Annotated in this window: 19 protein-coding genes; 5 read left to right on the top strand and 14 right to left on the bottom strand. The window is 69.7% G+C overall.

Annotated elements, in window-relative coordinates:
- Positions 1–334: 334 nt before the first annotated feature.
- The 6 genes from egtD to ACGFI6_RS39125 all read right to left on the bottom strand — a co-directional run bounded on the left by egtD (position 335) and on the right by ACGFI6_RS39125 (position 8,003).
- Positions 335–1,300 (bottom strand): L-histidine N(alpha)-methyltransferase, encoded by a 966-nt coding sequence (egtD, locus tag ACGFI6_RS39150; RefSeq protein ID WP_393127737.1) that lies wholly within the window; start codon positions 1,298–1,300, stop codon positions 335–337.
- On the bottom strand, positions 1,297–2,058 hold the full coding sequence (gene egtC / locus ACGFI6_RS39145; protein ID WP_393127736.1) for an ergothioneine biosynthesis protein EgtC: 762 nt from the start codon (positions 2,056–2,058) through the stop codon (positions 1,297–1,299). Before egtC ends, egtD begins: the two co-directional genes overlap by 4 nt.
- Positions 2,058–3,395, bottom strand: a complete 1,338-nt coding sequence (gene egtB, locus ACGFI6_RS39140) for an ergothioneine biosynthesis protein EgtB (RefSeq protein ID WP_393127735.1) — start codon at positions 3,393–3,395, stop codon at positions 2,058–2,060. The genes egtC and egtB overlap by 1 nt, the downstream gene beginning before the upstream one ends.
- A complete protein-coding gene (locus ACGFI6_RS39135; RefSeq protein WP_393127734.1) occupies positions 3,392–4,612 on the bottom strand; it encodes a glutamate-cysteine ligase family protein in 1,221 nt (406 codons plus the stop codon). Before ACGFI6_RS39135 ends, egtB begins: the two co-directional genes overlap by 4 nt.
- A gap of 132 nt (positions 4,613–4,744) precedes the next feature.
- Positions 4,745–7,279 carry a glycoside hydrolase domain-containing protein gene (locus ACGFI6_RS39130; RefSeq protein ID WP_393127733.1) on the bottom strand — a complete coding sequence of 845 codons (2,535 nt, stop codon included), beginning with the start codon at positions 7,277–7,279 and terminating at the stop codon, positions 4,745–4,747.
- Positions 7,280–7,343: 64 nt separating this feature from the next.
- The gene (locus ACGFI6_RS39125; protein ID WP_393127731.1) at positions 7,344–8,003 is read right to left on the bottom strand and encodes a (2Fe-2S)-binding protein; all 660 of its coding nucleotides are present in this window, start codon (positions 8,001–8,003) and stop codon (positions 7,344–7,346) included.
- A 52-nt stretch (positions 8,004–8,055) separates the two neighbouring features.
- Here ACGFI6_RS39125 and ACGFI6_RS39120 point away from each other — a divergent pair, with 52 nt between their 5' ends.
- Positions 8,056–8,697, top strand: a complete 642-nt coding sequence (locus ACGFI6_RS39120) for a hypothetical protein (protein ID WP_393127730.1) — start codon at positions 8,056–8,058, stop codon at positions 8,695–8,697.
- Here ACGFI6_RS39120 and ACGFI6_RS39115 read toward each other — a convergent pair.
- From ACGFI6_RS39115 to ACGFI6_RS39105, 3 genes are read right to left on the bottom strand one after another with little or no spacing between them, the layout of a single operon-like run.
- Positions 8,672–9,574 (bottom strand): alpha/beta hydrolase, encoded by a 903-nt coding sequence (locus ACGFI6_RS39115; protein WP_393127729.1) that lies wholly within the window; start codon positions 9,572–9,574, stop codon positions 8,672–8,674. The genes ACGFI6_RS39120 and ACGFI6_RS39115 overlap by 26 nt on opposite strands.
- A gap of 46 nt (positions 9,575–9,620) precedes the next feature.
- Positions 9,621–10,220 (bottom strand): hypothetical protein, encoded by a 600-nt coding sequence (locus ACGFI6_RS39110; protein ID WP_393127728.1) that lies wholly within the window; start codon positions 10,218–10,220, stop codon positions 9,621–9,623.
- Complete coding sequence (locus ACGFI6_RS39105) at positions 10,217–11,680, bottom strand: FAD-dependent monooxygenase (protein WP_393127726.1); 1,464 nt, start codon at positions 11,678–11,680, stop codon at positions 10,217–10,219. The genes ACGFI6_RS39110 and ACGFI6_RS39105 overlap by 4 nt, the downstream gene beginning before the upstream one ends.
- A gap of 82 nt (positions 11,681–11,762) precedes the next feature.
- On the opposite strand from ACGFI6_RS39105, the gene ACGFI6_RS39100 reads away from it, so the two are divergent.
- Complete coding sequence (locus tag ACGFI6_RS39100; protein ID WP_393127725.1) at positions 11,763–12,281, top strand: PadR family transcriptional regulator; 519 nt, start codon at positions 11,763–11,765, stop codon at positions 12,279–12,281.
- Here the strand turns inward: ACGFI6_RS39100 and ACGFI6_RS39095 are convergent.
- Genes ACGFI6_RS39095 through folP form a run of 3 tightly spaced genes read right to left on the bottom strand, consistent with a single transcriptional unit; the run spans position 12,274 to position 14,575 of the window.
- Positions 12,274–12,960 (bottom strand): class III extradiol dioxygenase subunit B-like domain-containing protein, encoded by a 687-nt coding sequence (locus tag ACGFI6_RS39095; RefSeq protein ID WP_393127724.1) that lies wholly within the window; start codon positions 12,958–12,960, stop codon positions 12,274–12,276. The genes ACGFI6_RS39100 and ACGFI6_RS39095 overlap by 8 nt on opposite strands.
- On the bottom strand, positions 12,960–13,703 hold the full coding sequence (locus ACGFI6_RS39090; protein ID WP_393127723.1) for a pyrimidine reductase family protein: 744 nt from the start codon (positions 13,701–13,703) through the stop codon (positions 12,960–12,962). The genes ACGFI6_RS39095 and ACGFI6_RS39090 overlap by 1 nt, the downstream gene beginning before the upstream one ends.
- Positions 13,700–14,575: a dihydropteroate synthase gene (folP, locus tag ACGFI6_RS39085; RefSeq protein ID WP_393127722.1), complete on the bottom strand. Its 876-nt coding sequence runs from the start codon at positions 14,573–14,575 to the stop codon at positions 13,700–13,702. The genes ACGFI6_RS39090 and folP overlap by 4 nt, the downstream gene beginning before the upstream one ends.
- A gap of 167 nt (positions 14,576–14,742) precedes the next feature.
- Here folP and ACGFI6_RS39080 point away from each other — a divergent pair, with 167 nt between their 5' ends.
- The 3 genes from ACGFI6_RS39080 to ACGFI6_RS39070 are packed head-to-tail and all read left to right on the top strand — an operon-like array spanning position 14,743 to position 17,767.
- Complete coding sequence (locus ACGFI6_RS39080) at positions 14,743–16,059, top strand: L-fuconate dehydratase (protein ID WP_393127721.1); 1,317 nt, start codon at positions 14,743–14,745, stop codon at positions 16,057–16,059.
- Positions 16,056–16,808: an SDR family NAD(P)-dependent oxidoreductase gene (locus ACGFI6_RS39075; RefSeq protein WP_393127720.1), complete on the top strand. Its 753-nt coding sequence runs from the start codon at positions 16,056–16,058 to the stop codon at positions 16,806–16,808. Before ACGFI6_RS39080 ends, ACGFI6_RS39075 begins: the two co-directional genes overlap by 4 nt.
- Complete coding sequence (locus tag ACGFI6_RS39070) at positions 16,805–17,767, top strand: aldo/keto reductase (protein WP_393127719.1); 963 nt, start codon at positions 16,805–16,807, stop codon at positions 17,765–17,767. The genes ACGFI6_RS39075 and ACGFI6_RS39070 overlap by 4 nt, the downstream gene beginning before the upstream one ends.
- A 105-nt stretch (positions 17,768–17,872) precedes the next feature.
- On the opposite strand, the gene ACGFI6_RS39065 is transcribed toward ACGFI6_RS39070, so the two are convergent.
- Complete coding sequence (locus ACGFI6_RS39065; protein WP_393127718.1) at positions 17,873–18,169, bottom strand: DUF2218 domain-containing protein; 297 nt, start codon at positions 18,167–18,169, stop codon at positions 17,873–17,875.
- Between the two features lie 17 nt (positions 18,170–18,186).
- Positions 18,187–20,526: a heavy metal translocating P-type ATPase gene (locus tag ACGFI6_RS39060; protein WP_393127856.1), complete on the bottom strand. Its 2,340-nt coding sequence runs from the start codon at positions 20,524–20,526 to the stop codon at positions 18,187–18,189.
- Between the last annotated feature and the right edge of the window lie 480 nt (positions 20,527–21,006).

Raw genomic sequence — 21,006 nt, 5'->3', positions numbered from 1 at the left:
GTGCGAGGGGGCGGGCGGTCGCACGCGGTTGGTGGTGTATGCCGCCTGCGGCTTGCCCCTGGGTCCCTGCGGCGCCCGTGACAGGGCCGGATATCCCTCGGCGTTGAGGGTTCTCCGCTGGTACACGAGTGGAGAACCCACAAGTCGAGGGGATATCCGCTCCTGTGTCGTCCTGCCGGAGGGCGCGGGGCGGGGCGACGGGGGTAGGCGGGGTCGGCGTGCGGCGGGGTGGGGTGCGGCGGGGTGGGGTGCGGCGGGGTGGGGTGCGGTGCGGTGCGGTTGGGGTGCGGGTGGGTGAGGGTGGGTGGGTGGGGTGTGAGCGGGGGTTGGGTAGTTAGGTGGCTTGCCAGAGGGATAGGGCGAAGCGGGCTTCTCCGTCGGTCCACCAGGCGGTGGGGGTGAAATCTGCTTTGCCCAGCTCGGCTTCTACGCCGGGGCGGCGGAACTTGGCGGAGATCTCGGTGCTGATCTCCTCGCCCTCGGCGAACGTGACGTCCAGGTGGATCTCCGGGATCAGCACCCGCATCGCCCGCGTCGCGCGCAGATGCATCTCGATCCACTCGTTCTCCGCGTCCCAGATCGCGACGTGCTCGAACGCGTCCACGTCGAAGTCCGCGCCGAGCTGCCGGTTGATCACCCGCAGCACGTTCTTGTCGAACTCCGCCGTGACCCCGGCCGCGTCGTCGTACGCCGCGACCAGCGTGGCCGGATCCTTCACCAGGTCCGTACCGAGCAGCAGCCACTCACCCGGCTCGAGCACATCGCGGATCGACCGGTAGAACGTCTCCCGTTCAGGAGGCGTCAGGTTGCCGATCGTGCCGCCGAGGAACGCGACCAGCCGTGGCGGATCACCGGGCAGCTTGTCGAGGTGAGCGGTGAAGTCACCGACCACGCCGTGCACGTCGACGCTCGGGTAGTCGGCGTTGATCGCGTCCGACGCGTCCCGCAGCGCCGACTCCGACACATCCAGCGGTACGAAGCTGGTCAGCGTGCCGTGATCGCGGAGCCCGTCGAGCAGCAGCCGAGTCTTCTCCGACGATCCGGAGCCGAGCTCGACCAGCGTGTGCGCGTTGGTGAGCGCCGCGATCTCCCCGGCCCGCGCATCCAGGATCTCCCGCTCCGCACGGGTCGGGTAGTACTCCGGGAGGCGGGTGATCTCCTCGAACAGCTCACTCCCCCGGGCGTCGTAGAACCACTTCGGCGGCAACCACTTCGGCGTCGCCGACAACCCGGCCCGTACGTCGTCACGCAACGCCCGCGCTGCGTAGTCCGGAGTCAGATGTACGTCGATGAGGGTCACTCTCGTCCTTCCATCGGGGTGATCTGCAGGGTTGTGGCGGTGGCCACGAGCAGGGATCGATCGGGTACGGCGGACCAGTCGCCGGGGCCGAACGGTTCGGAGGCGACGGTGACGGAGTCGGCGGTCTGCTGGACGTGCAGTGCATGGGTCCATGCGGTCGCGATCAGCTGCTCCCCGTCGGTCAGCAGCAGGTTCAGCCGAGAGCCGGGTGCCGCCGCCTCCACCTCGTGCACGACGGCCGCGACTGCATCCGCCGGTGGTACGCCGTCACCGAGGCGACGGGCGATCAGCGCCCACAGGAAGACGGAATCAATGGGCGCGTCGAGACCGAGCAAGTCGGCGACAGGCAGTTGCTCGGCCAGCTTGAGCGTCGCCTCCGGCCAGCCCGGGATGCGGCCATTGTGGCTGAACAGCCAATGATCCAGCGCGAACGGTGCGACCGCTGACTGCCCGTACGGCATGCCGACCGTCCCGTTCCGGAGGGCGGCGAGGACCGCGCCGGAGCGGATCGTGCCCGCCAGGCCTGGAAGGTTCTCGTCGGTCCAGATCGGAACGTCGCGCCGGTAGCGCACCGGCCCACCGGACACAGCCGCATCGCCTTCGGGATACCAGCCGAGGCCGAAGCCGTCGGCGTTGACCGACCCGCCGCCGCGCATGTCCGACGGGGACCAGCTCTGTTCGTAGAGGGAGTGCTCGGGCTCGATCACCAGGGAGGCGAGCGTGACCGGCGGACCCAGGTATGCGAGATGACGGCACATCAGGCGTGCAGCTCCTCGGGGCGCGGGTCGCGGGCGCAGCGGAAGCCGGCGAAGATCTGCCGGCGGATCGGGTAGTCCCAGTTCCGGAAGGTGCCGCGGGCGACGACCTCATCGGTGCCGAACGAGCCGCCGCGGAGCACCTTGTACTCCGGTCCGAAGAAGACCAGCGAGTACTCGTCGTAGGGCCACGCGCGGAACCCCGGGTACCCGTGGAAGTCGCTCGACGTCCACTCCCAGACGTCCCCGATCAGCTGCTCGACGCCGAGCGGCGAAGCGCCTGCCGGGTACGCCCCGACCGGTGCCGGCGACAGGTGCCGCTGGCCGAGGTTCGCGTGCTGCGGACCGGGCGACTCGTCCCCCCAAGGGAACCGTCGCGTCCGCCCGGAGGACGGATCGAACCGCGCCGCGAACTCCCACTCTTCCTCGGTCGGCAGCCGCTTGCCTGCCCACTTCGCGTACGCCTCCGCCTCGTAGAAGCAGACGTGCATCACCGGCTCGTCCAACGGCAGCCGCTCACGGTGCCCGAACCGCAGCCGCCACCACTCCCCGTCGGCCTGCGACCAGAACCGCGGTGCGACCAGCGACGCCTTCCGTACGTGTGCCCAGCCGGTCTCGGACCACCACTGCGGATCGTCGTACCCACCGGCGAGCACGAAACCGAGGTAGTCCCCGTTCGTCACCGGTACGGCGTCGATCACGTACGGCTGCACGTGGACCGCATGCGCCGGCCGCTCGTTGTCCAGCGCCCACGGCTCGATCGACGTACCCATCTCGAAGACACCGCCCGGTACGAACACCTCGGACGCGGGCAGCGACCGTCCAGCAGGTGGCCGAGGTGCATCCAGCACCGGCGCGCCCTCGCGCAACTGGTGTGTGGCCAGCATCGTCTCGTCGTGCTGCTGCTCGTGCTGGGTGATCATCCCGAACGCGAACGCGTTGTCGACCAGCTCGTGCCCGGGGTCGAACGTCACGTGGTCCAGGACGTCCATGACCTTGTCGCGGACCTCGTTCACGTACGCCTTGGTCTCCACCGGACCGAGCAGCGGCAACGACGGACGATCAGCGCGCGGGTGCTGGAACGCGTCGTACAACTCGTCGATGTCCTGGCGGAGCGGGTCGCGACCGCCGACGTCGCGGACCAGCCAGAGCTCCTCCTGGTTGCCGACGTGGGCGTAGTCCCAGACCAGCGGGGACATCAGCTTGGAGTGCTGCTTGACCAGGTCGTCGGTGTCGACCGCGTCGGTCAGCTGCGTCGTCCGGGCCCGGGACCGCTCGAGTTGCGCACCGACGAAGGCTCGCAGGCCCTCCGGCGACAGGTCGGACAGTTGGTGGTTCATGAGGCTCGCCTTCCTTGGGTGTTGTCGACGATGCGCTGCAGCCGGGTTGCGACGGCAGCGGTGAGTTCGGGATCCACACCGGTCCGATCCAGCACCTCGGTGCCGAGCGCGACCACGTCGCGCGCGGCGCGGCGGACCAAGGTGTCCTTCAGGCCCTCGCGGGCCGCCGGGAACCAGCGGCCGGCGGCCGGCTCGGCCGCGGCCAGCACCTGGTCCATCGGCGCGGACATCAGTGCGGTGAGCAGCAGGGTCGGGGCGATCCACCCGTCCCCCGGCTGCGCGTCGAGGTAGCGCACCTCGAGGTACCCGCGCGGGCGGACCGGCGGGAAGAGTGTGGACAGGTGGTATTCGAGGTCGTCGTACGTCGGTCTGTCGCCCGGGAGCTGCCCGTCCGCCCAGGCTCCGAACGTGAGCCCGGTGGGCGCGTCCCAGGTATCGCCCCGGCGCAGGCAGAGCACCGGCGCCTCCATCGCCGTCCGCGCCCAGGCGGCCGCCGGGTCGCCGTCCAGCGGAGGCGGCTCGGTGAACGGGGCGCAGGTGCCGAAGGTGGCCTCGGTCCGGGCCGAGGCCCAGCCGGTGTCGGTGCCGTCCCGGCGACGGGAGTTGGCGAAGAGTGCGACCAGCGCCGGGCCGAGGTCGTGCAGCGCCCGCCAGCGCAGTGCGGTCTGGTCCGCCTCGCCGGCGTCCAGGCAGACCTGCAGGCCGGCGGTGCTGCACATCATCCGGGGACCGTGCGGTCCGAGGCGCTGGAACGCGTGTTCCATCGCGGCGTACCGCGGGATGGTGAGGATGCGGCGCGGAGCGCGGAACGGGTCCAGGCCGTAGGCGCCGGTTACCAGGTCCGCGTCGAGAAGCAGGGAGGCGAGCTCGGCGGCGTCGGCGGCAGTGTCGTCGATCAGCCGTGGGATCGAGTCCGACGCGGGGCCGGAGATCTCCACCTGGCCACCCGGCTCGACGGTGACCAGAGCGCCCCGGCCGAGCGGCAGTTGCGGACTGCCGCGCACCAGGGTCGCGGGGGCATGTTCGCCCAGGGCTTTGCTCAGTTGTCCGGCGTCGAGCGGCCGGTGCGGGTCATCCGCATGATGCACGGTCCACTCGAGCTCGACGCCGTGCAGCCGAGGTGGACCGTGCTTGAAACACACCATCGCGACGTAGCCCTCGGCCTCGGCCCGGGAGCCGATCGGGGTCGTCGCCGGAGAACCACCGGACGAGGTCACGACAGCGAACCTAGCTCCGGGTCATGGACTGGACAACCGACCAGAAAATTACCGGTCGGTGACGCCTGGGTAGCAAGTCGACTCATGCCGACCATGTTCCCCGGCGCCACCGACAGAATCCGTCCGGACAACTCAGCCGAGGTGCGGAGCGCCCCGGTACGCCTCGATCTCGTCGATGAACACACCGGTCTGGTACTTGTTGTGCATCGTCTTGTCGAACGTCAGCCGCACCCACCGGGCCGGCGCCGGCGCAAAGCCGACGTCGTACCAGATCCTGGACGCGCCGTTCACGGAACTGACCTTCCCGCGGTCGGTGAAGTTCGTCCCGTCCGTACTGGTCGCGACGGTGATCTGGTCAGGCCGGTAATCCGGGTACTCCTCATAGGCGTGCACGCGGACCGTACCGATCGGCTCCGCCTTCCCGAGATCGATCGTGACCACCGGCTGCACGCTGTCACCGACGTTGGCCAGCTCGTACCCGAACTGCTTGCCGTCGCCCCAGTTGTCCCCGAGCACGCCGTCGGTCGCCTCGATGCCCGCGTCCGGGAACCGCCCGGACGGCGCGCTGGCGGTGTACGTCTTCCCGCCCGCCAGGTTCGGCTGCGCCAGGCGCTTCCCCGCGACCTCCACCTCTGGCGGCTGGAACGGCGTAGCGGACTCGATCCGGATGTAGCGGGTCTTGGCGTTCACACCCAGGAAGTCGTCGCCGCCCGGCTTGGCCAGGTCATCGCCCGGGTTGTCAGCACGGCTCGCGGCCTCGGCCCACGTCTTACCGTCGTACGAGATGAGTACGCGGTACTTGGCGGCCCACGTGGAGCCCCAGTGCAGCAGTACGCCGTCCACCTGTGCCTGACTACCCAGGTCGACCTGTACCCGGTTCGGGCCGGCGGTCTTGGCCCGTACTAGATCCTTGCTGGTCACGGGCAGCCCAGCCGCCGCGTCCAGCGCCAGAGCGCGGACCCGCTGCATGTAGTTGACGTCCGGCGAGTACTTGTCGCTGGCCTGCACCACGGCGTTCGCCAGGTCGTGTGCCAGCCCCGGATTGGTCTTCCCAAGATGGTTGAGGACCTCCCAGTCCTCCATGCCGTCCCGCAACGACTCGTACCGCGGTGAGGCCTCGACTGTGTTGTGCACCGTGTCGGGCCGGACGATGTACCCGTCGCCCTTCACGGTCTGGTCGCTCATCTTGAACTGCCAGTTGCCGTACGCCCAGTGCAGGTACCCGGTGGCGCCCTTGCCGTACGCGAGCCACATGGTCTGCCGCTGACTCCACTCCGGCTGGTCGATGAACCTGTTCAGGTGGTTGCCGGCCGGAACATTGCAGTTGTAGAACCACAGCGGCTTGCCGTCCCGGCGCTCGTCGTCGAACGGCTTCGGGTTGAGGGTGTAGTCGAACAGGTTCGGGATCACGATGTCCTCGGTGTGCGCCACCCGCGGGGCCAGCCCCTGCCCGGTCGCGTCGCCGATCTTCACGTCCGGCCAGTACTGCTTCAGCTTGCTCGCGATGCCGAACCAGCCCGGGTCGCCGCCGGCGCCCGGCTCGTCCCCGACGTGCATCCAGAACATCTTCGACCAGCCCTTCGCCGCCACGTGCTGACGAAGCGCCGGGTAGAACTGCTTGTACCAGTTGTCCGCCTCCGGCGAGTCCCAGTACACGAAGTCCGGAAGCTGCCGCCCGGTCTCCTTGGGCGTCACCTCCTGCAGGTACCGCGGGTACTGCGGGTTGTGGTCCGCGTTCTGCGGCCCGGCCCCGGTGAAGCCTTCGAGCCGGTTCACCACGCCCTTGTCCAGGAACCGTTGCACGACCTGGTCGAAGCGGTCGAAGTTGAACGTGTAGTTGCCTGCCGCATCGACCTTGCTGCCGCCGTCGGTCAGCAGGTTGACCAGCGGCAGCTGCAGGTTGTTCTGCCGGTAGCGCTTCATCGTGTCGGCCCAGTTGTCGATCAGCTGCCACCACTGCGGCGAGTACCGGTCGTGTCCGTAGAAGAGCTTGACCGTGTCGCCCTGGCCCATGTCCCACGAGGTCAGGCCGAGGAAGTTCGTCCACATCACGTTGGTGAACTCGCTCTGGTTCGCCGGCGGGATCACCACGTTGCGGGCGTTCACGCGGATCGGCACGTTCAGGTTGCCCTGGGTCGTCCGGACCAGCGCGTGACCGGTGTAGACGCCGCCCTTGGCGGTTGCCGGCACGTGCACCCGGACCCAGATCGACTGCGTCTGGTTCGCCGGCACGTCGATGCTCGTCTGGTTCAGCAGCCGGTCCGGGAAGTCGCCCGGCGCGGTCCGGATCGTCGGCGTGACGAAGTTGTCCGGCTCCCAGCCGTTGTACGAGTTGTGGTCCAGGTACTCGTACCCGACCGGGTTGTAGCTGAGCTCCCCGGCCGGGATGGCGTCGCGGGCCCCGCGCAGCGCGCTGAAGTCCACACCCTGCACGGTGAACGCGGCCGGGCCGCGCAGCACGATCTGGGCCGCCTCGTAGTCGTTCTTCGCGGTGTCGAGCCGGAGGTCGTTCCCGGCCTCCGGTGACCGTCCGCTGTCCTTGAAGACCGAGTTGTACGACGTCTCGGTCCACATACCCGGTGTCGCGCGGGCCGCGTGCGCCATCGGCGCCAACCCTGCCGTCGTCACCATCAGTCCACTCGCCACCACTACTCGTGTCCAGCGCATGCGCTCCACTCTTTGGGGCGGCGGAGCAGGCGGCAATCCTTCGCCGGGAGCCCGTCTAGACCAATCAGCGGAAACGCGGGCAGGTGGTGCAGGCCGTCACCTTCGGCAGTACGTAGAAGTAGCAGCAGGACGTCCGCAGCTTCTGCTCCAGCGACACCCCGAACGCTCGGGCCGCCTCATCCACGTACGGGGCGTCCTCCGGCAACCGCAGTGCGGCCCGCAACTCGTCCCCCACTGCCCCGAGCCGCTGCAACGAGCCCAGCTTCACCCCTGGCTCGTACGAGTCCAGAAACGCGTTCACGTGCGCCTTGTGCTGGGCGGCCGCCACGTCGAGGGGAACAACCTCCTGTGACAGCAGCGCCACCTCAGCCGGGTAGTGCGCCAGCGGGTGCCGTTTGAAGGCCAGTGCCTCGGGTGAAACCTCCGGCGAGACCCCAGTCACCGCAGCACTCACTGCAGCGACCAGCGACGGCACCTGGACATACCACATCAGCGTGAACATGGCCGCGACCTGCTCCGGCGGCTCGATCTCGTAGTCACGCGCGTAGTCGGCTGCGGCGGCAGTGCGCCACGCCAGCGTCGGATCAGCGCCCGACTGCTGCTCCGCGATCAGGTCCGCGCACGAGATCCAGTCCGGCCCCGGGACCGCGTCCGCCGTACGCACAGACATCCAGCTGACCGACTCAGCCAGCACGTCTGCCAAACGGCTCACGGTGTAGCTCACACCGCCAGCCTACGGTCCGTTACTCGGCACTCGCGCGTATAGGGTCGGCGCCATGACGGCTCTGCAGCGGTGGCACGTCGGTCCGTGGACGACGCGGGGTACGCGTCCTGGTGAGGCGCTGGCCCCGGGCCGGAAGCGCACACCGGACGAGTTGAACTTCGACATCGTCGGGCTGTCGCGCATCGTCGGCCGCCGGCAGACGCTGCCCGAGGAGATGCTCGTACGTCGGTGCCAGGCAGCCCTGCGCCCGACCGATCCGCGGGTCTGCGGCGTGCAGACCCTGGAGGCCGAGCTCGCTGACGAGCTCGCACAGGTCAGTGCGCTGGCCATCGACTGGCTCGCGGAACGCGCACCGGCCGGCTACGAGTTCGTACTCACAGACGCCGTCGAGCTGCGCCCCCTGCTTGACCTGTCCGCAGACGTGGTCGCCCTCGACACCGTTGTACAGCTGGCCGACGTACCGCTACCTGCTGCCCGTCTGGCGGCAGCACATGTACGGCGGTCCGCAGCCGGTGACTGGTACGCCGGGGACGCGGTGTGCAACTGGTCAGGGCCACACACCACGTCCGACGACGCAGTAGCCTCCGTGCAAGCAGCCCGTGGTCAGCTGATCGACCAGCTGAACGCCGCAGGCCGGGAAGACCTGGCGGCGACCGCGGACCGCTGGCCTACTGTGCCTGTGGAGTCCGACTAGCTACGAGGTTCCTGGTGAGGAACGCCAGCTCCGCCTCGACCACCTCTTCGTGGGCGTTGGTGAAGGGCGCGTAGTGGTTGCCAGGGACCTGCAGGACCTCTGCCTTCGGTGTGGTGGCAGCAGCCTTCAGCGTCGGCGCCGCGAGAGCTGACTTGTCGTCCTTGCAGACGACGTACAGGATCGGGCAGCGGGCGTCAGGGGCGTACTTGGCCGGGCGGTACATCGCGGCCGGCAAGACCGAACGGGCAGCGATCGTCTGCTCCCACTCGGGGTAGATGTTGCCGGGGTTCAAGATGCCGTTGCCCAGCAGGGCATCGGGCGTGTTGAGCAGGGCCACCGTCCCGGTCGGGCCGGCCAGGTCCACCAGCCGCGGCGGGCGACCGAACCAGCCGCCGACGACATCCAGCAGCGACCGGCCGAGCAGCCGCAGCGCACTGCTCGGCACCTGGTAGCGGGAGGCGTGCCGAGTCACGGTCGGGCCGTCGACATTCGCCGACTGGGCGATCGCCGCCGAGACGCCGAGGTCCTCCGCGGCCAGCTGGACGATGTACCCGCCGGGCAGCGAGAACGCCCAGATGCCCACCCGCTCGACGCCCGGAAGCGTCTTCGCGAACTCGATCGCGGCCCGCCAGTCGGCGAGCTGGTCCCGCACCCGGGCGAGCTGCCGCGGCTCGCCGCCGCTCTCACCGAAGTACCGGTGGTCGAACGCCAGCACGCTGAATCCGGCCGCGGCGAACCGCTCCGCGAACCGATCCGTCCCCGGCTCCTTCGTCACTCCGAAGCCGCCGGTCATCACCAGGCACCCGCCGTTGGTGCCGGGATAGTGCCAGGCGGCGCACTGCACCCCGGCACTCGTGAAGTTCACCTTCTCGCGCATGAGAGAAGTGAACCACGTGGTTCGCAAATCTGTCCATGGCCATTTCTCAGGCGGTCTCCTCCCGCTCGAGCGCCCGGACCAGCGCCGCCAGCCCGGCCTCGATCCCGGCCCCGTCACCGCTGGTCCGCCACTCGATCAGGAACCCGCGCAGCGTCGCCAGCACGAACTCCGCCACCTCGGTCTTGCGCTGGTCGCCCCAGTCGTCAGGGCAGAGCGCCAGCAACGTCGGCAGGTACTGCCGCGACGCCGACCGCGCCAGATCGGCGTACCGGCCGGCATCGAACATCGCCAGCCCGATCGCCTGGTCCAGCACCCAGGACTCCGCGCCGATCAGCGTCGGCCACATCGACCGCACCCGCTCCGCCATCGACCGGTCGCCCGCCTCGTTCGCGGCTGCCACGGCCCGGGTGATCCGCCGTTCGCGCAACTGCAGGACCGCCTGCGTCAGCAGGTCCTCCGGGCCCTCGAAGTGGTACAGCAGCACCTTGTGCGTCGTACCGGCCGCCCGCGCCGCACGCCGCAGCGAGAAGTCGACCAGCCCGTTCGCGCCGAGGTCGTCCGCCACCTTGTCGAGCAGCTCCCGCCGCCGCGCCTCGCCCCGGGGCGACTTCGCCGACCGCCGATATCCCGTCCGTTCCTCAGTCACCCGGCCAGTATCAGCGACTCCGTCCAGCGACGCAGGTACGTCGTCACCTCGGCGACGTCGTCGGTCACCGCGGCGACGTACCCGTCCGGCCGCACCAGCACGTACCCGGACCGCGGGTAGCCCTTGCCCTCGACATCGATCGCATACCCGTCCACGGGCCCGCTGAGCTCCGGCACCTCGCGCCCGATCGCGAGCAGCGTGAACCGTCGCTCACGGAACAGGTCGAACAACCGCACGCGCCCGTCCGCCGTCCGCCCGACCCCGTCCGGAGCAGTGTCCCCGGCCCGCAGCCGGCGCTTGCCCGGAATGGTCAGCGGCGACTCGTAGTACCGCGGGTGATCGTTGCGGCCACGCTTGTTCAACCGGGCCAGGAACCGCTTCACGACGTACGGGAGGATCGGCCGAAGGAACCGCGGCGGCGCGGTCGCGGACGCGAACCGGCGGTCGCTCTCCTCGAGGATCGCCCGTCCCACCGGCAGCCGCTCCTCCTCGTACGTGTCGAGCAGGGCCTCCGGAGCGCCCTGCAGCACCAGGGCGAGCTTCCAGCCGAGGTTGTACGCGTCCTGGACGCCCGAGTTCAGCCCGAAGGCCCCGAACGGGCTGTGCACATGGGCCGCGTCCCCCGCGATGAACACCCGTCCGGACCGGTACCGCTCCGCGATCCGCAGGCTGTAGCGCCACACCGACAGCCAGCGTGGACTGGTCACCCGCAATCCCGGTACGCCGCTGCGTTCGACAGCCGCACGCTGCAACCATTCCAGCGTCGGCTCCTCGTCCGCGCCGATCGATGCGATCGCCTGCCACGGCTCGCCTTCCCGGTACGGCCGCAGCGCCAGCATCTCCTCGTCGCCGCCCCAGATGTGGACGGCGTGATCCTTCAGCCCCGACACGTCGACGTCGGCGAGCAACGCGCGGACGTCGTCCGTACGCCCCTCGAATCCGATCCCCAGCGCCTTCCGCACCGAACTGCGGCCGCCGTCGCATCCGACCAGGTACCGCACGCGCTCCTGCGAGCCGTCCTCGAACGTCGCCAGCACGGACGAGCCGTCGTCGGCGAACTCGGTCATGGTCGTACCGAACTCGACTGTGACGCCGCGCCGCGCCAGCCCGTCCCGGAGGATCGCCTCGGTCCGCCACTGCGGCAGCGACACGTAGTTCGGGAACGGCCTGGCCGGTGTCGGCCGATCGGGCTTGACCGTGAAGTCCGCGAGCAGCGCCCCGCCGAGATGCACCCTGGTCCGCCCGTTGGTCCCGGACGCGGCGACGAACTCGTCCGCGACCCCGAAGCTGTCGAAGATCTCCAGCGTCCGCGGTTTGATCCCGAACCCGCGCGACCCCGGCTGCGGACCGGGCGCCCGGTCGACGATCCGCACCGACAACCCCCACCGGCTCAGCTCGGTCGCCAGCGTCAGCCCGGTCGGCCCCGCTCCCACCACCAGTACGTCCACCATCGGTCGCATCCCCTCGCTCGTCGTCAGGCCTCCAGGTTAATGTCAATTTGTACATGTCAACAAGTACATTCGTCATGCTACGGTTCGCCGCATGTCACTGCGCCACGGACTGCTCGGACTGCTGGACCAGGAGCCGGCCACCGGCTACGAGCTGACCAAGTCCTTCGAGGAGCTCAGCCAGTGGGCGTGGCACGCGTCGCACAGCCACATCTATCCGGAGCTGCGCAAGATGCTGGACGCCGGCCTGATCGAGGTCGTCGAGGAACAGTCCCGGAACCGGAAGACGTACGGCATCACGCCGGCCGGCCACGAGGAGCTGCGGCGCTGGATGCTCGAGCCCGCCGACGAGGTGGTCCGCAGCGGCGCCGCGCTCCGGCTGTTCCTGGTCGGTTCACTCGAGCCGGCCGAGGCGCGCGTCTTCCTGCAACAGACGATCGACCAGACCGAACGTCGACTGGCCGCACTGGAGGCGCAGATCGAGGAGGCCGGCCCGGAGTGGCGCGGCGACCCGCTCGCGTTCGGCCGGCTGGCGGCCGAACGCGGCCTGCGGATGCTCCCGGCCCTCCGCGACTGGGCGAAATGGGGCCTGGAGCAACTAGAGACTAGGTGAAGCTGGCAACGAAATAGCCGACGCCGTACGGGGCGGCATCGTAGGTCAGATCGCCGGACAACGACGTACCTTTGAGTGCGCCGGCGAGCACTTGCCACGGTGCGCGACCGGCGGCCTGCAGTACGGCTGCGAGGTCCGGATCGAGAGCTTCAAGGACCTCGACATCCCTGTCCTGCAAGGCGTTTGCGACTGTGGTGTCGAAGACCTCGGCGCGCGGATGCAGGTGGGCCGGCGCGTGGTCGCTGCGGCGGGCGGAGCCGTCACCCATCACCAGCAGGCCGACGCGTTCGTTGCCTTCGGCTACACGGGCACCCAGCTCCACGCATTGTCGCGGCGCCTCGTTCACCGACACCGCGACGTACGACCGGGGCAGGTCTGCGGCCTTCGAGCGTTCGAGCAGCCAGCCTCCCACGGACAACGACAGTGGGAGCACCGGCGTACCGGATCCGATGCGTACGTCAGGGGCGCCGTACGGACCGAACGAGCCGCCCGCGTCGGCGGCGTACGTGGCCGAGACCGGCGCGGACCCGACGACGAGGATGCTCGTCGCGGACGCGAGCAGGTCGATGGCAGCCCAGCAGGCGGCGCGCAGCTCGTCCAGCTCCGGAGCGGCACCCGATGCGAGCTCGGGAACGATGATCGGCGGATGCGGGCACACAGCGGCCGCGATGACCGGCACTACCGCGATTCCCTTCCGTGGCGCAGGAACAGGAAGCCGTCGTCTCCGGACAGCACGTGCAGCAGCGGCAGCGGCCGCGCCTCGGTCGCCGCGAGACCGTCCGTGATCCGGCGCGCGCCCGGCCCGGCAAGCAGCGGGGAGACACTCAGGCAGAGCTCGTCGACAAGATCAGCGGCGGTCAGCGAACCGAGCAGGTGCGGCCCACCCTCGCAGAGAATCTGACGCAGACCACGCTCCGCCAAGGCCGCTACAGCCGCGGTGAGATCGACCGCGTCCTCGCCACACACGAGCACGTCGGCCACCTCGGCCAGCGCCTTGCGCTGCTCGTCCGGCGACGCTGCGCACGTGATGACGATCGCCCGCGTCGGAGCGTCGGTGAAGACTGGGCTGTCAGCAGCCAGCTCCAAACGGGCGCTGACGACCGCGAGCGTCGGGTTCTCGGGAAGACCCTGGGCCGTCCGCCACGCCCGGCGCTTCGCACCGAGCCGCAGGCCGCCGTACCCCTCGGCGCGCAGCGTGCCCGCTCCGACCAGGACGACGTCGGCAAGCATCCGGAGCCGGCCGAGCATGTTCTGGTCGTCCTTGCTGGACAGCCCACCGGACAGGCCTTCGAGCGTCACGGCACCGTCGAGGCTGGTGACGAAGTTCGCCCGGAGACGGACCGCCGAACGGTCGGGAACCGTGTACGCGGCGACCAATTGCTCCTCGGTGAGCTCGGTCCCGGCAGCGCGGTCGTGGATCACACCAGACTCCTTCGGGTGTAGGCCGGCGCCGCGGACTTCCGCAGTACGGCGATCAGGTCGAGCGCCTGCCGGACGCCGGCCACGTCGTGGACGCGGAACACGCGGGCACCGAGCCAGGCCGCGACACTCACCGCGGCGAGCGTCGCCGGCCCGCGCTGCGCGGACGGAAGATCGAGGGTCTCGCCGATGAAGTCCTTGTTCGACATGGCCACCAGGACCGGCCAGCCGGTCGCGGCGAGCTCGTCGACGCGGCGGGTCACCTCGAGCGAGTGCAGGGTGTTCTTGCCGAAGTCGTGGGTCGGGTCGATGACGATCCCGTCCGGGCGGACGCCCGCAGCAACCGCCTTGTCGGCCAGCGCGGTCGTCGTACGGATCACGTCCGCGACCACGTCGTCGTACGCCATCCGATGTGGATCGGTCCGCGGCTTCAGCCCACCGACGTGACTGCAGACGAGCCCCGCTCCGGACTCGGCGGCCGCGCCTGCCAGCTCGGGATCGTGCCCGGACCAGGTGTCGTTGATCAGATTCGCCCCGGCCGCACCGACCCGGCGGGCGACGCCGCTGCGGTAGGTGTCGACGCTGATCAGCAGGTCAGGATGCCGCTCCCGGACGGCCGCGACGAAGTCCACGGTCCGGCGGAGCTCCTCGGCCTCGTCGACGGGTTCGCCGTACCCGGCCTTCACGCCGCCGATGTCGACCAGGTCCGCGCCGTCCGCGACCGCCCGGTCGATGGCCGCCAGCGCCGCCTGCTCCGCGAACGTCACGCCACCGTCGAAGAACGAGTCCGGCGTCCGGTTCACGATCGCCATCACGGCGAACTCCCCCGGCCCGAACGCCCGGCGCCCCAGACGAAGGATCGCGTCATCAGCCACGCCCTGACTGTACGGGGTGTACCGCCACGCAGGCAGAACCCCTGTCCAAGGCCCTCGAACCGCCCGAAATCCGGGGTTCTGCCTGCATGGCGGTACAGCTACCGCGGCGAGCCACATATCCTATAGGATCTGGTCTCGACAGCCCGCCCGCGTAGAACGGCTCCCGCATGGCATGGTTCACCGAGTTCGAGACGTACGACGTCCGGTTCCCGACGTCGCTGGACCTGGACGGGTCCGATGCGATGAACACCGACCCGGACTACTCCGCCGCGTACGTGATCCTGCGGACCGACGCCGGGGACGGGCTGGAAGGGCACGGGTTCGCGTTCACGATCGGCCGCGGGAACGACGTCCAGACCACCGCGATCGAGGCGCTCCGCGACCATGTGGTCGGACTGCCCGTGGAGGCGACGCTCGACGACCTCGGCGGGTTCTGGAAGTCGCTCGTGCACGACTCGCAGCTGCGCTGGCTCGGGCCCGAGAAGGGCGTCATGCATATGGCGATCGGCGCGGTCGTCAACGCGGTCTGGGACCTGGCCGCCAAGCGCGCCGGCGTACCGCTGTGGAAGCTGCTCGCGGACCTGACGCCCGAGCAACTCGTCGACCTGGTCGACTTCCGGTACCTGACCGACGCGCTGACCCGGGACGAGGCGCTGGACATCCTGCGCAAGGCGGAGGGCGGGCGCACCGAGCGGGAGGCGGTGCTGCGCGAGCGCGGCTACCCGGCGTACACGACGACGCCCGGCTGGCTCGGGTACGACGACGTGAAGCTGGTCCGGCTGTGCCAGGAGGCGGTCGCGGACGGCTTCACGCAGATCAAGCTGAAGGTCGGCGCGGACCTGGACGACGACATCCGCCGGCTGCGGCTGGCCCGCGAGACGGTCGGGCCGGACATCCGGATCGCGATCGACGCGAACCAGCGCTGGGACGTCCCGGACGCGATCCGCTGGGTCGAGGCGCTGGCGCCGTACGACGTCTGGTGGGTGGAGGAGCCGACCAGCCCGGACGACATTCTCGGGCACGCTGCCATCGCCCGCGGCATCGCGCCGATCCGGGTCGCGACCGGCGAGCACGTACAGAACCGGGTCGTGTTCAAGCAGCTCCTGCAGGCCGAGGCACTGGCGGTCATGCAGATCGATTCCGCGCGCGTCGCGGGCGTCAACGAGAACATCGCGAACCTGCTGCTCGCGGCCAAGTTCGGCGTACCGGTGTGCCCGCACGCGGGTGGGGTAGGACTGTGTGAGCTGGTCCAGCACCTGTCGATGTTCGACTACATCGCGGTGAGTGGATCGATGGACGACCGGGTGATCGAGTACGTCGACCACCTGCACGAGCATTTCCTGGACCCGGTGCTGATCCGGGACGGGCACTACGTGGCACCCCTGCGACCTGGGTTCGGGGCGGAGATGGACAGTGAGACGCTGACCGGCTTCCGGTTCCCGGGTGGCAAGATCTGGACCGACCTGACTAAGGAGAGCAAGTGAGCGACTTCGACGGCCTGCGCGCAGTAGTCACCGGCGGTGCGTCGGGCATCGGTCTGGCAGCGGCCTCGTTGCTCGCCGCCCGGGGCGCCCGGGTGGTCGTGTTCGACCTCAAGCCCGAGGTCGATGCGCCGCTGACCGGCATCGCGGCCGACGTCACCGACGACGGTTCGGTACGGGACGCGGTCGCCGCCGCGGCGCTGCAGCTCGGCGGGATCGACATCGTGGTGAACAACGCGGGCATCGGCGCCCAGGGCAATGTCACCGCGAACGACGACGACGAGTGGCACCGGGTGCTGGACGTCAACGTGGTCGGCATCGCCCGCGTCACCCGCGCAGCCCTGCCGTACCTGCGCAAGTCGGACGCGGCCGCGATCGTCAACACCTGCTCGATCGCCGCGACCGCCGGCCTGCCGAACCGCGCGGTGTACTCGGCCAGCAAGGGCGCCGTGCTCGCGCTGACGATGGCGATGGCCGCCGACCACGTCCGCGAAGGCATCCGGGTGAACTGCGTGAACCCGGGGACGGCGGACACTCCGTGGGTCGGGCGCCTGCTCGACGTCGCCACCGACCCGCAGGCGGAACGCGCGGCCCTCGAGGCGCGGCAGCCGATGGGCCGGCTGGTGTCGGCCGACGAGGTCGCCGCGGCGATCGCGTACCTCGCCAGTCCGCTCGCGGGCTCGACGACCGGTACCGCGCTCGCGGTCGACGGCGGCATGCAGAACCTGCGGCTGCCGGCGGTCAAGGGATGAAGCTCTTTCCGGAGGATCAGCGCATCGGGCTCGGCGGTGCGCCGCTGGGCAACCTGCTCGGTCAGGTCCACGAGACCGACGCCGTCGCCGCGGTGAACGCCGCCTGGGACGAAGGCTGGCGGTACTTCGACACCGCCCCGCACTACGGCCTCGGCCTCGCCGAGGAGCGCCTCGGGCTCGGGCTGCACGGCAAGCCGCGGGACTCCTACGTGCTCTCGAGCAAGGTCGGCCGGATCATCTACTCGGCGGACAGCGCGGCGCCCGACGACGAGGGCTTCGACCTCAGTACGACGCGACGCCGGCGCTGGGACTTCTCGCGCGACGGCGTCCTGCAGAGCATCGAGGACTCACTGCGCCGGATCGGCACCGACCGGCTGGACGTGGTGTTCGTGCACGACCCGGACGACCACTACGACGAGGCCGTCGCGACCGCGTTCCCGACGCTGATCGAGCTCCGCGAGCAGGGCGTGATCGGCGCGATCGGGTCCGGGATGAACCAGGCCGCGATGCTGACCCGGTTCGTCCGCGAGATCGACCTCGACGTGATCATGCTGGCCGGACGGTACTCGCTGATCGATCCGGACGGGCTCGACGACGTACTGCCGGCCTGTCTCGAGAACGACGTCCAGGTTGTTGCTGTCGGCATCTTCAACTCAGGACTGCTGTCGCAGCCGCGGCCCGCGGCGGACACCACGTTCAACTACGCGCCCGCGGAGCAGTCGCTGATCGACAAGGCCAACAAGATCGCCGACATCTGCGAGTCGCACGGGACGACTCTGCCCGCGGCGGCGCTGGCGTTCCCGCTCTTCCACCCGGCGGTCGCAGGCATCGCGGTCGGCTGCCGTACGCCGGAAGAGGTCCACACCAACGCGGCCCTGGCCCGTACGGACGTGCCTGCAGCGCTGTGGTCGGACCTGAAGTCGGCCGGCCTCCTCCGCGAGGACGCCCCCACCACCTGACCCGCTCTCCGGCTTTCCGGCCTTTCCGGACTTTCCGGACTTTCCGGTCTTTCCGGTCTTTCCGGAAACTTGTTGTCAGTGGGTGACAATTTGTTTCCGGAAAGCTCAGGCGGGCTGCCAGGTGACCTGGAGTCCGTCGCGGCGGGCGATCTGCTCCACCCGATTCGCCACACGGGCACTCTGCTGGTCGACCGCAGCGGCATCGGCGGCCTCGACACGCAGGACCAGCTCCGCGGGCGTAGTGCGGATCGTCCACGTCGCCGTACCCAGATCAATGACCAGCTCGTCGGCAGACGTGGATACGACCTTCAGACCGCCGGGCCCGTGGGACAGATGGCTGGTGAGTTGGGTCAGGTAGCGATCGGCACGAGGTGTGGCGAGACGGGCTTCGACGGCAGGCACAGCGGACTCCTTCGAGATCAAGCGGCAAGTTGGGTCGAGGCTGACGAGGCCGAGGCTGGTTGGGCCGGGGCCAGGCGGGTCGGGCTGAGGTCGAGGCGGCGCAGAAGCTGGGCGTTGAGCGCGACGACGATGGTCGAGATCGACATCAGCAGGGCGCCGACGGCGGGTGAGACGACAACGCCGGCGAAGGCGAGAACACCTGCGGCCAAGGGCACGGTGATGACGTTGTACCCGGTGGCCCAGGCGAGGTTCTGCCACATCTTGCGGTAGCTCGCGCGGGACAGCTCGATCACCGAAAACACCGCCCGCGGGTCGTCCGCCGCCAGCACCACCCCGGCGGACTCGATCGCGACGTCGGTCCCGGCGCCGATCGCGATCCCGACCTCGGCACGGGCCAGCGCAGGCGCGTCGTTCACGCCGTCGCCGACCATCGCGACCTTGAGCCCGCGGGCCTGTAGCTCGGCGACCTTCGCGTCCTTGTCCTGCGGCAGCACCTCCGCGAACACCTCGTCGATCCCGAGCTCCTTCGCGACCGCGTCGGCCACCTGGTGCGCATCGCCGGTGATCATCGCGACCTTCACTCCACGCTTGTGCAGCGCCGCGACAGCCTGCCGGGACTCCTCCCGTACCTCGTCCTCGAGCGCGATCGCCCCCAGCACCTGCCCGTCCCGAACCACATGCAGCACCGCAGCCCCACGAGCCTTCCACTCCACGACGTCGGTCCGCAGCGCCTCCGGCTCAACCAATCCGTTCTCCCGCAGGTACGCCGGTCCTCCGACCGCAACCTCGGCCCCATCCACCACAGCCTGCACCCCACGCCCCGTCAAAGACCGAAACTCAGACGCCACCAGCACCCCGGAGCCTCCAGCACGCCCACCCGCCCCGCTCGCCACACTAGCGGCGCTCGCTGCACTAGCAGCGCTCCCGGCACTAGCGGTGCTCGCCGAACTAGCGGTGCTCGCCGCATCCTCACCCACAGCTCCCGCCGTGCTTGCCACATCCCGGGCGTCGCTGGCCCGATCGCTGCCGACCCGCGAAGCGGTGGACTGGGCGCCGGACTTGTGAGCTCGGACGATTGCTTTGGCTAGGGGGTGTTCGCTGTCGGACTCGACTGCGGCGGCTAGGGCGAGGAGTGTGTTGTGCGTGAGCGCGTCGACGGTTGCGACTCCGGTGACGGCTGGCTCGCCTTTGGTCAGGGTGCCGGTCTTGTCGAACAGGACCGCGTCGATCGTCCGCATCCGTTCCAGCGCCAGCCGGTCCTTCACCAGTACGCCGGCCTTCGCGGCACGTTCCGTGGAGATCGCGATCACCAGCGGGATGGCCAGCCCAAGAGCATGCGGGCAGGCGATCACGAGTACGGTCACTGTCCGCGTCACGGCGTCGTCGAGCTCACCCAGCAACGCCCACACGACGAACGTGATCAGGCCGGCGATCGACGCGAAGTAGAACAAGAACGCCGCGGCCCGGTCGGCCAGCGCCTGCGCACGCGACGACGACGCCTGCGCCTCGGCAACCAGCCGCTGGATACCGGCCAGCGCGGTGTCGTCGCCGACCGCGGTGATCTCGACGCGCAGAGCGTTGTCGGTGGCAACAGTTCCGGCGACAACCGCATCGCCGACGGCGCGCGAGACGGGCCGGGATTCGCCGGTGATCATCGACTCGTCGACCTCGGCCTGCCCCTCGACGACAGTCCCGTCGGCCGGCACCCTTCCGCCCGACCGCACCAGTACGACATCTCCGGTCTGCAACTCGTGCAGCGCGACCTCGACCACTCCGTCGTCGGTGACCTTCTCGGCCGAATCCGGAAGCAGCGCGGCCAGTGCGTCGAGCGCGCCCGACGCGGCGCCGAGCGCACGCATCTCCAGCCAATGCCCGAGCAGCATGATCACGATCAGCAGGGCGAGCTCCCACCAGAAGTCCAGGTCGAACCCGCCGAGCTTCAGCGTCGTCACCCACGAGGCGACGAACGCCACCGTGATCGCCATCGAGATCAGCAGCATCATCCCGGGGCGCCGGGACCTCAGCTCGCTCCAGCCACCGGTCAGGAACGGCTGCCCGCCGTACAGGAAGACCACCGTGCCGAGCACCGGCGCGATCAGCCCCGCGCCCGCGAAGTCCGGTCGCGTGTACCCCAGCAGATCCGCGAACATCTCGCTGAAGAACACCACCGGCACAGCCAGCCCCAAACTGACCCAAAACCGATCCTTGAACCGCGCCGCATGATCCCCATGCCCCCCATGCGAGTCATGCCCCCCGTGTTCGTCATGCGCCGCGTGCTCGCCGTGGCCCGCGTGCACGTCATGCCCCGAGTGCGAGTCATGACCCGCGTGCGCACTGTGCGCGCCGCCGTGCTCCATGCCACCCATCTGCTCATTCACCCCTCGAACATACCCCCAGGGGGTATGAGATTCAAGATGCTTCCGCCGAGTCGTGGATCAGGGCTGCCAAAACGGCCAAAAAGCAGCCCCGATCCACGACTCGGGAAATGGGGGTGAGACCAATCGCCACGACTCGGCGAGGGGCGCCAGCCGGCGCGCCGCGCCGGCCAGAGGGTCGAGGTCTAGAGGGGTCCACGTCTCACGCGGGTCCACGTCCGGCGCGAGTTCACGCGTCTAACTCGAGCCGGCGTATGGCGCGAGTCGACATCTGGCGCAGGTCCACGTCCGGCCCGGGCCGACATCTGGCGCACGTCCACGTCCGGCGCGAGTCCACGTCCGGCCCGGGTCCACGTCCGGCGCGAGTCCACGTCCGGCGCGAGTCCACGTCCGGCGCGAGTCCACGTCCGGCGCGAGTCCACGTCCGGCGCGAGTCCACGTCCGGCGCGAGTCCACGTCCGG

Origin of the sequence: Kribbella sp. NPDC048928, from assembly GCF_043197975.1 — a bacterium.
Lineage (GTDB): Bacteria > Actinomycetota > Actinomycetes > Propionibacteriales > Kribbellaceae > Kribbella.
This window is presented reverse-complemented; position numbering and strand designations above follow the sequence as displayed.

What these genes read in the sequence shown, in the direction of transcription:
- egtC (WP_393127736.1), bottom strand. Translation starts at nt 2,058, where the DNA reads ATGTGCCGTCATCTCGCATACCTGGGTCCGCCGGTCACGCTCGCCTCC.
- egtB (WP_393127735.1), bottom strand. Translation starts at nt 3,395, where the DNA reads ATGAACCACCAACTGTCCGACCTGTCGCCGGAGGGCCTGCGAGCCTTC.
- ACGFI6_RS39130 (WP_393127733.1), bottom strand. Translation starts at nt 7,279, where the DNA reads ATGCGCTGGACACGAGTAGTGGTGGCGAGTGGACTGATGGTGACGACG.
- ACGFI6_RS39120 (WP_393127730.1), top strand. Translation starts at nt 8,056, where the DNA reads ATGACGGCTCTGCAGCGGTGGCACGTCGGTCCGTGGACGACGCGGGGT.
- ACGFI6_RS39115 (WP_393127729.1), bottom strand. Translation starts at nt 9,574, where the DNA reads ATGCGCGAGAAGGTGAACTTCACGAGTGCCGGGGTGCAGTGCGCCGCC.
- ACGFI6_RS39105 (WP_393127726.1), bottom strand. Translation starts at nt 11,680, where the DNA reads ATGCGACCGATGGTGGACGTACTGGTGGTGGGAGCGGGGCCGACCGGG.
- ACGFI6_RS39100 (WP_393127725.1), top strand. Translation starts at nt 11,763, where the DNA reads ATGTCACTGCGCCACGGACTGCTCGGACTGCTGGACCAGGAGCCGGCC.
- ACGFI6_RS39080 (WP_393127721.1), top strand. Translation starts at nt 14,743, where the DNA reads ATGGCATGGTTCACCGAGTTCGAGACGTACGACGTCCGGTTCCCGACG.
- ACGFI6_RS39070 (WP_393127719.1), top strand. Translation starts at nt 16,805, where the DNA reads ATGAAGCTCTTTCCGGAGGATCAGCGCATCGGGCTCGGCGGTGCGCCG.
- ACGFI6_RS39060 (WP_393127856.1), bottom strand. Translation starts at nt 20,526, where the DNA reads ATGGAGCACGGCGGCGCGCACAGTGCGCACGCGGGTCATGACTCGCAC.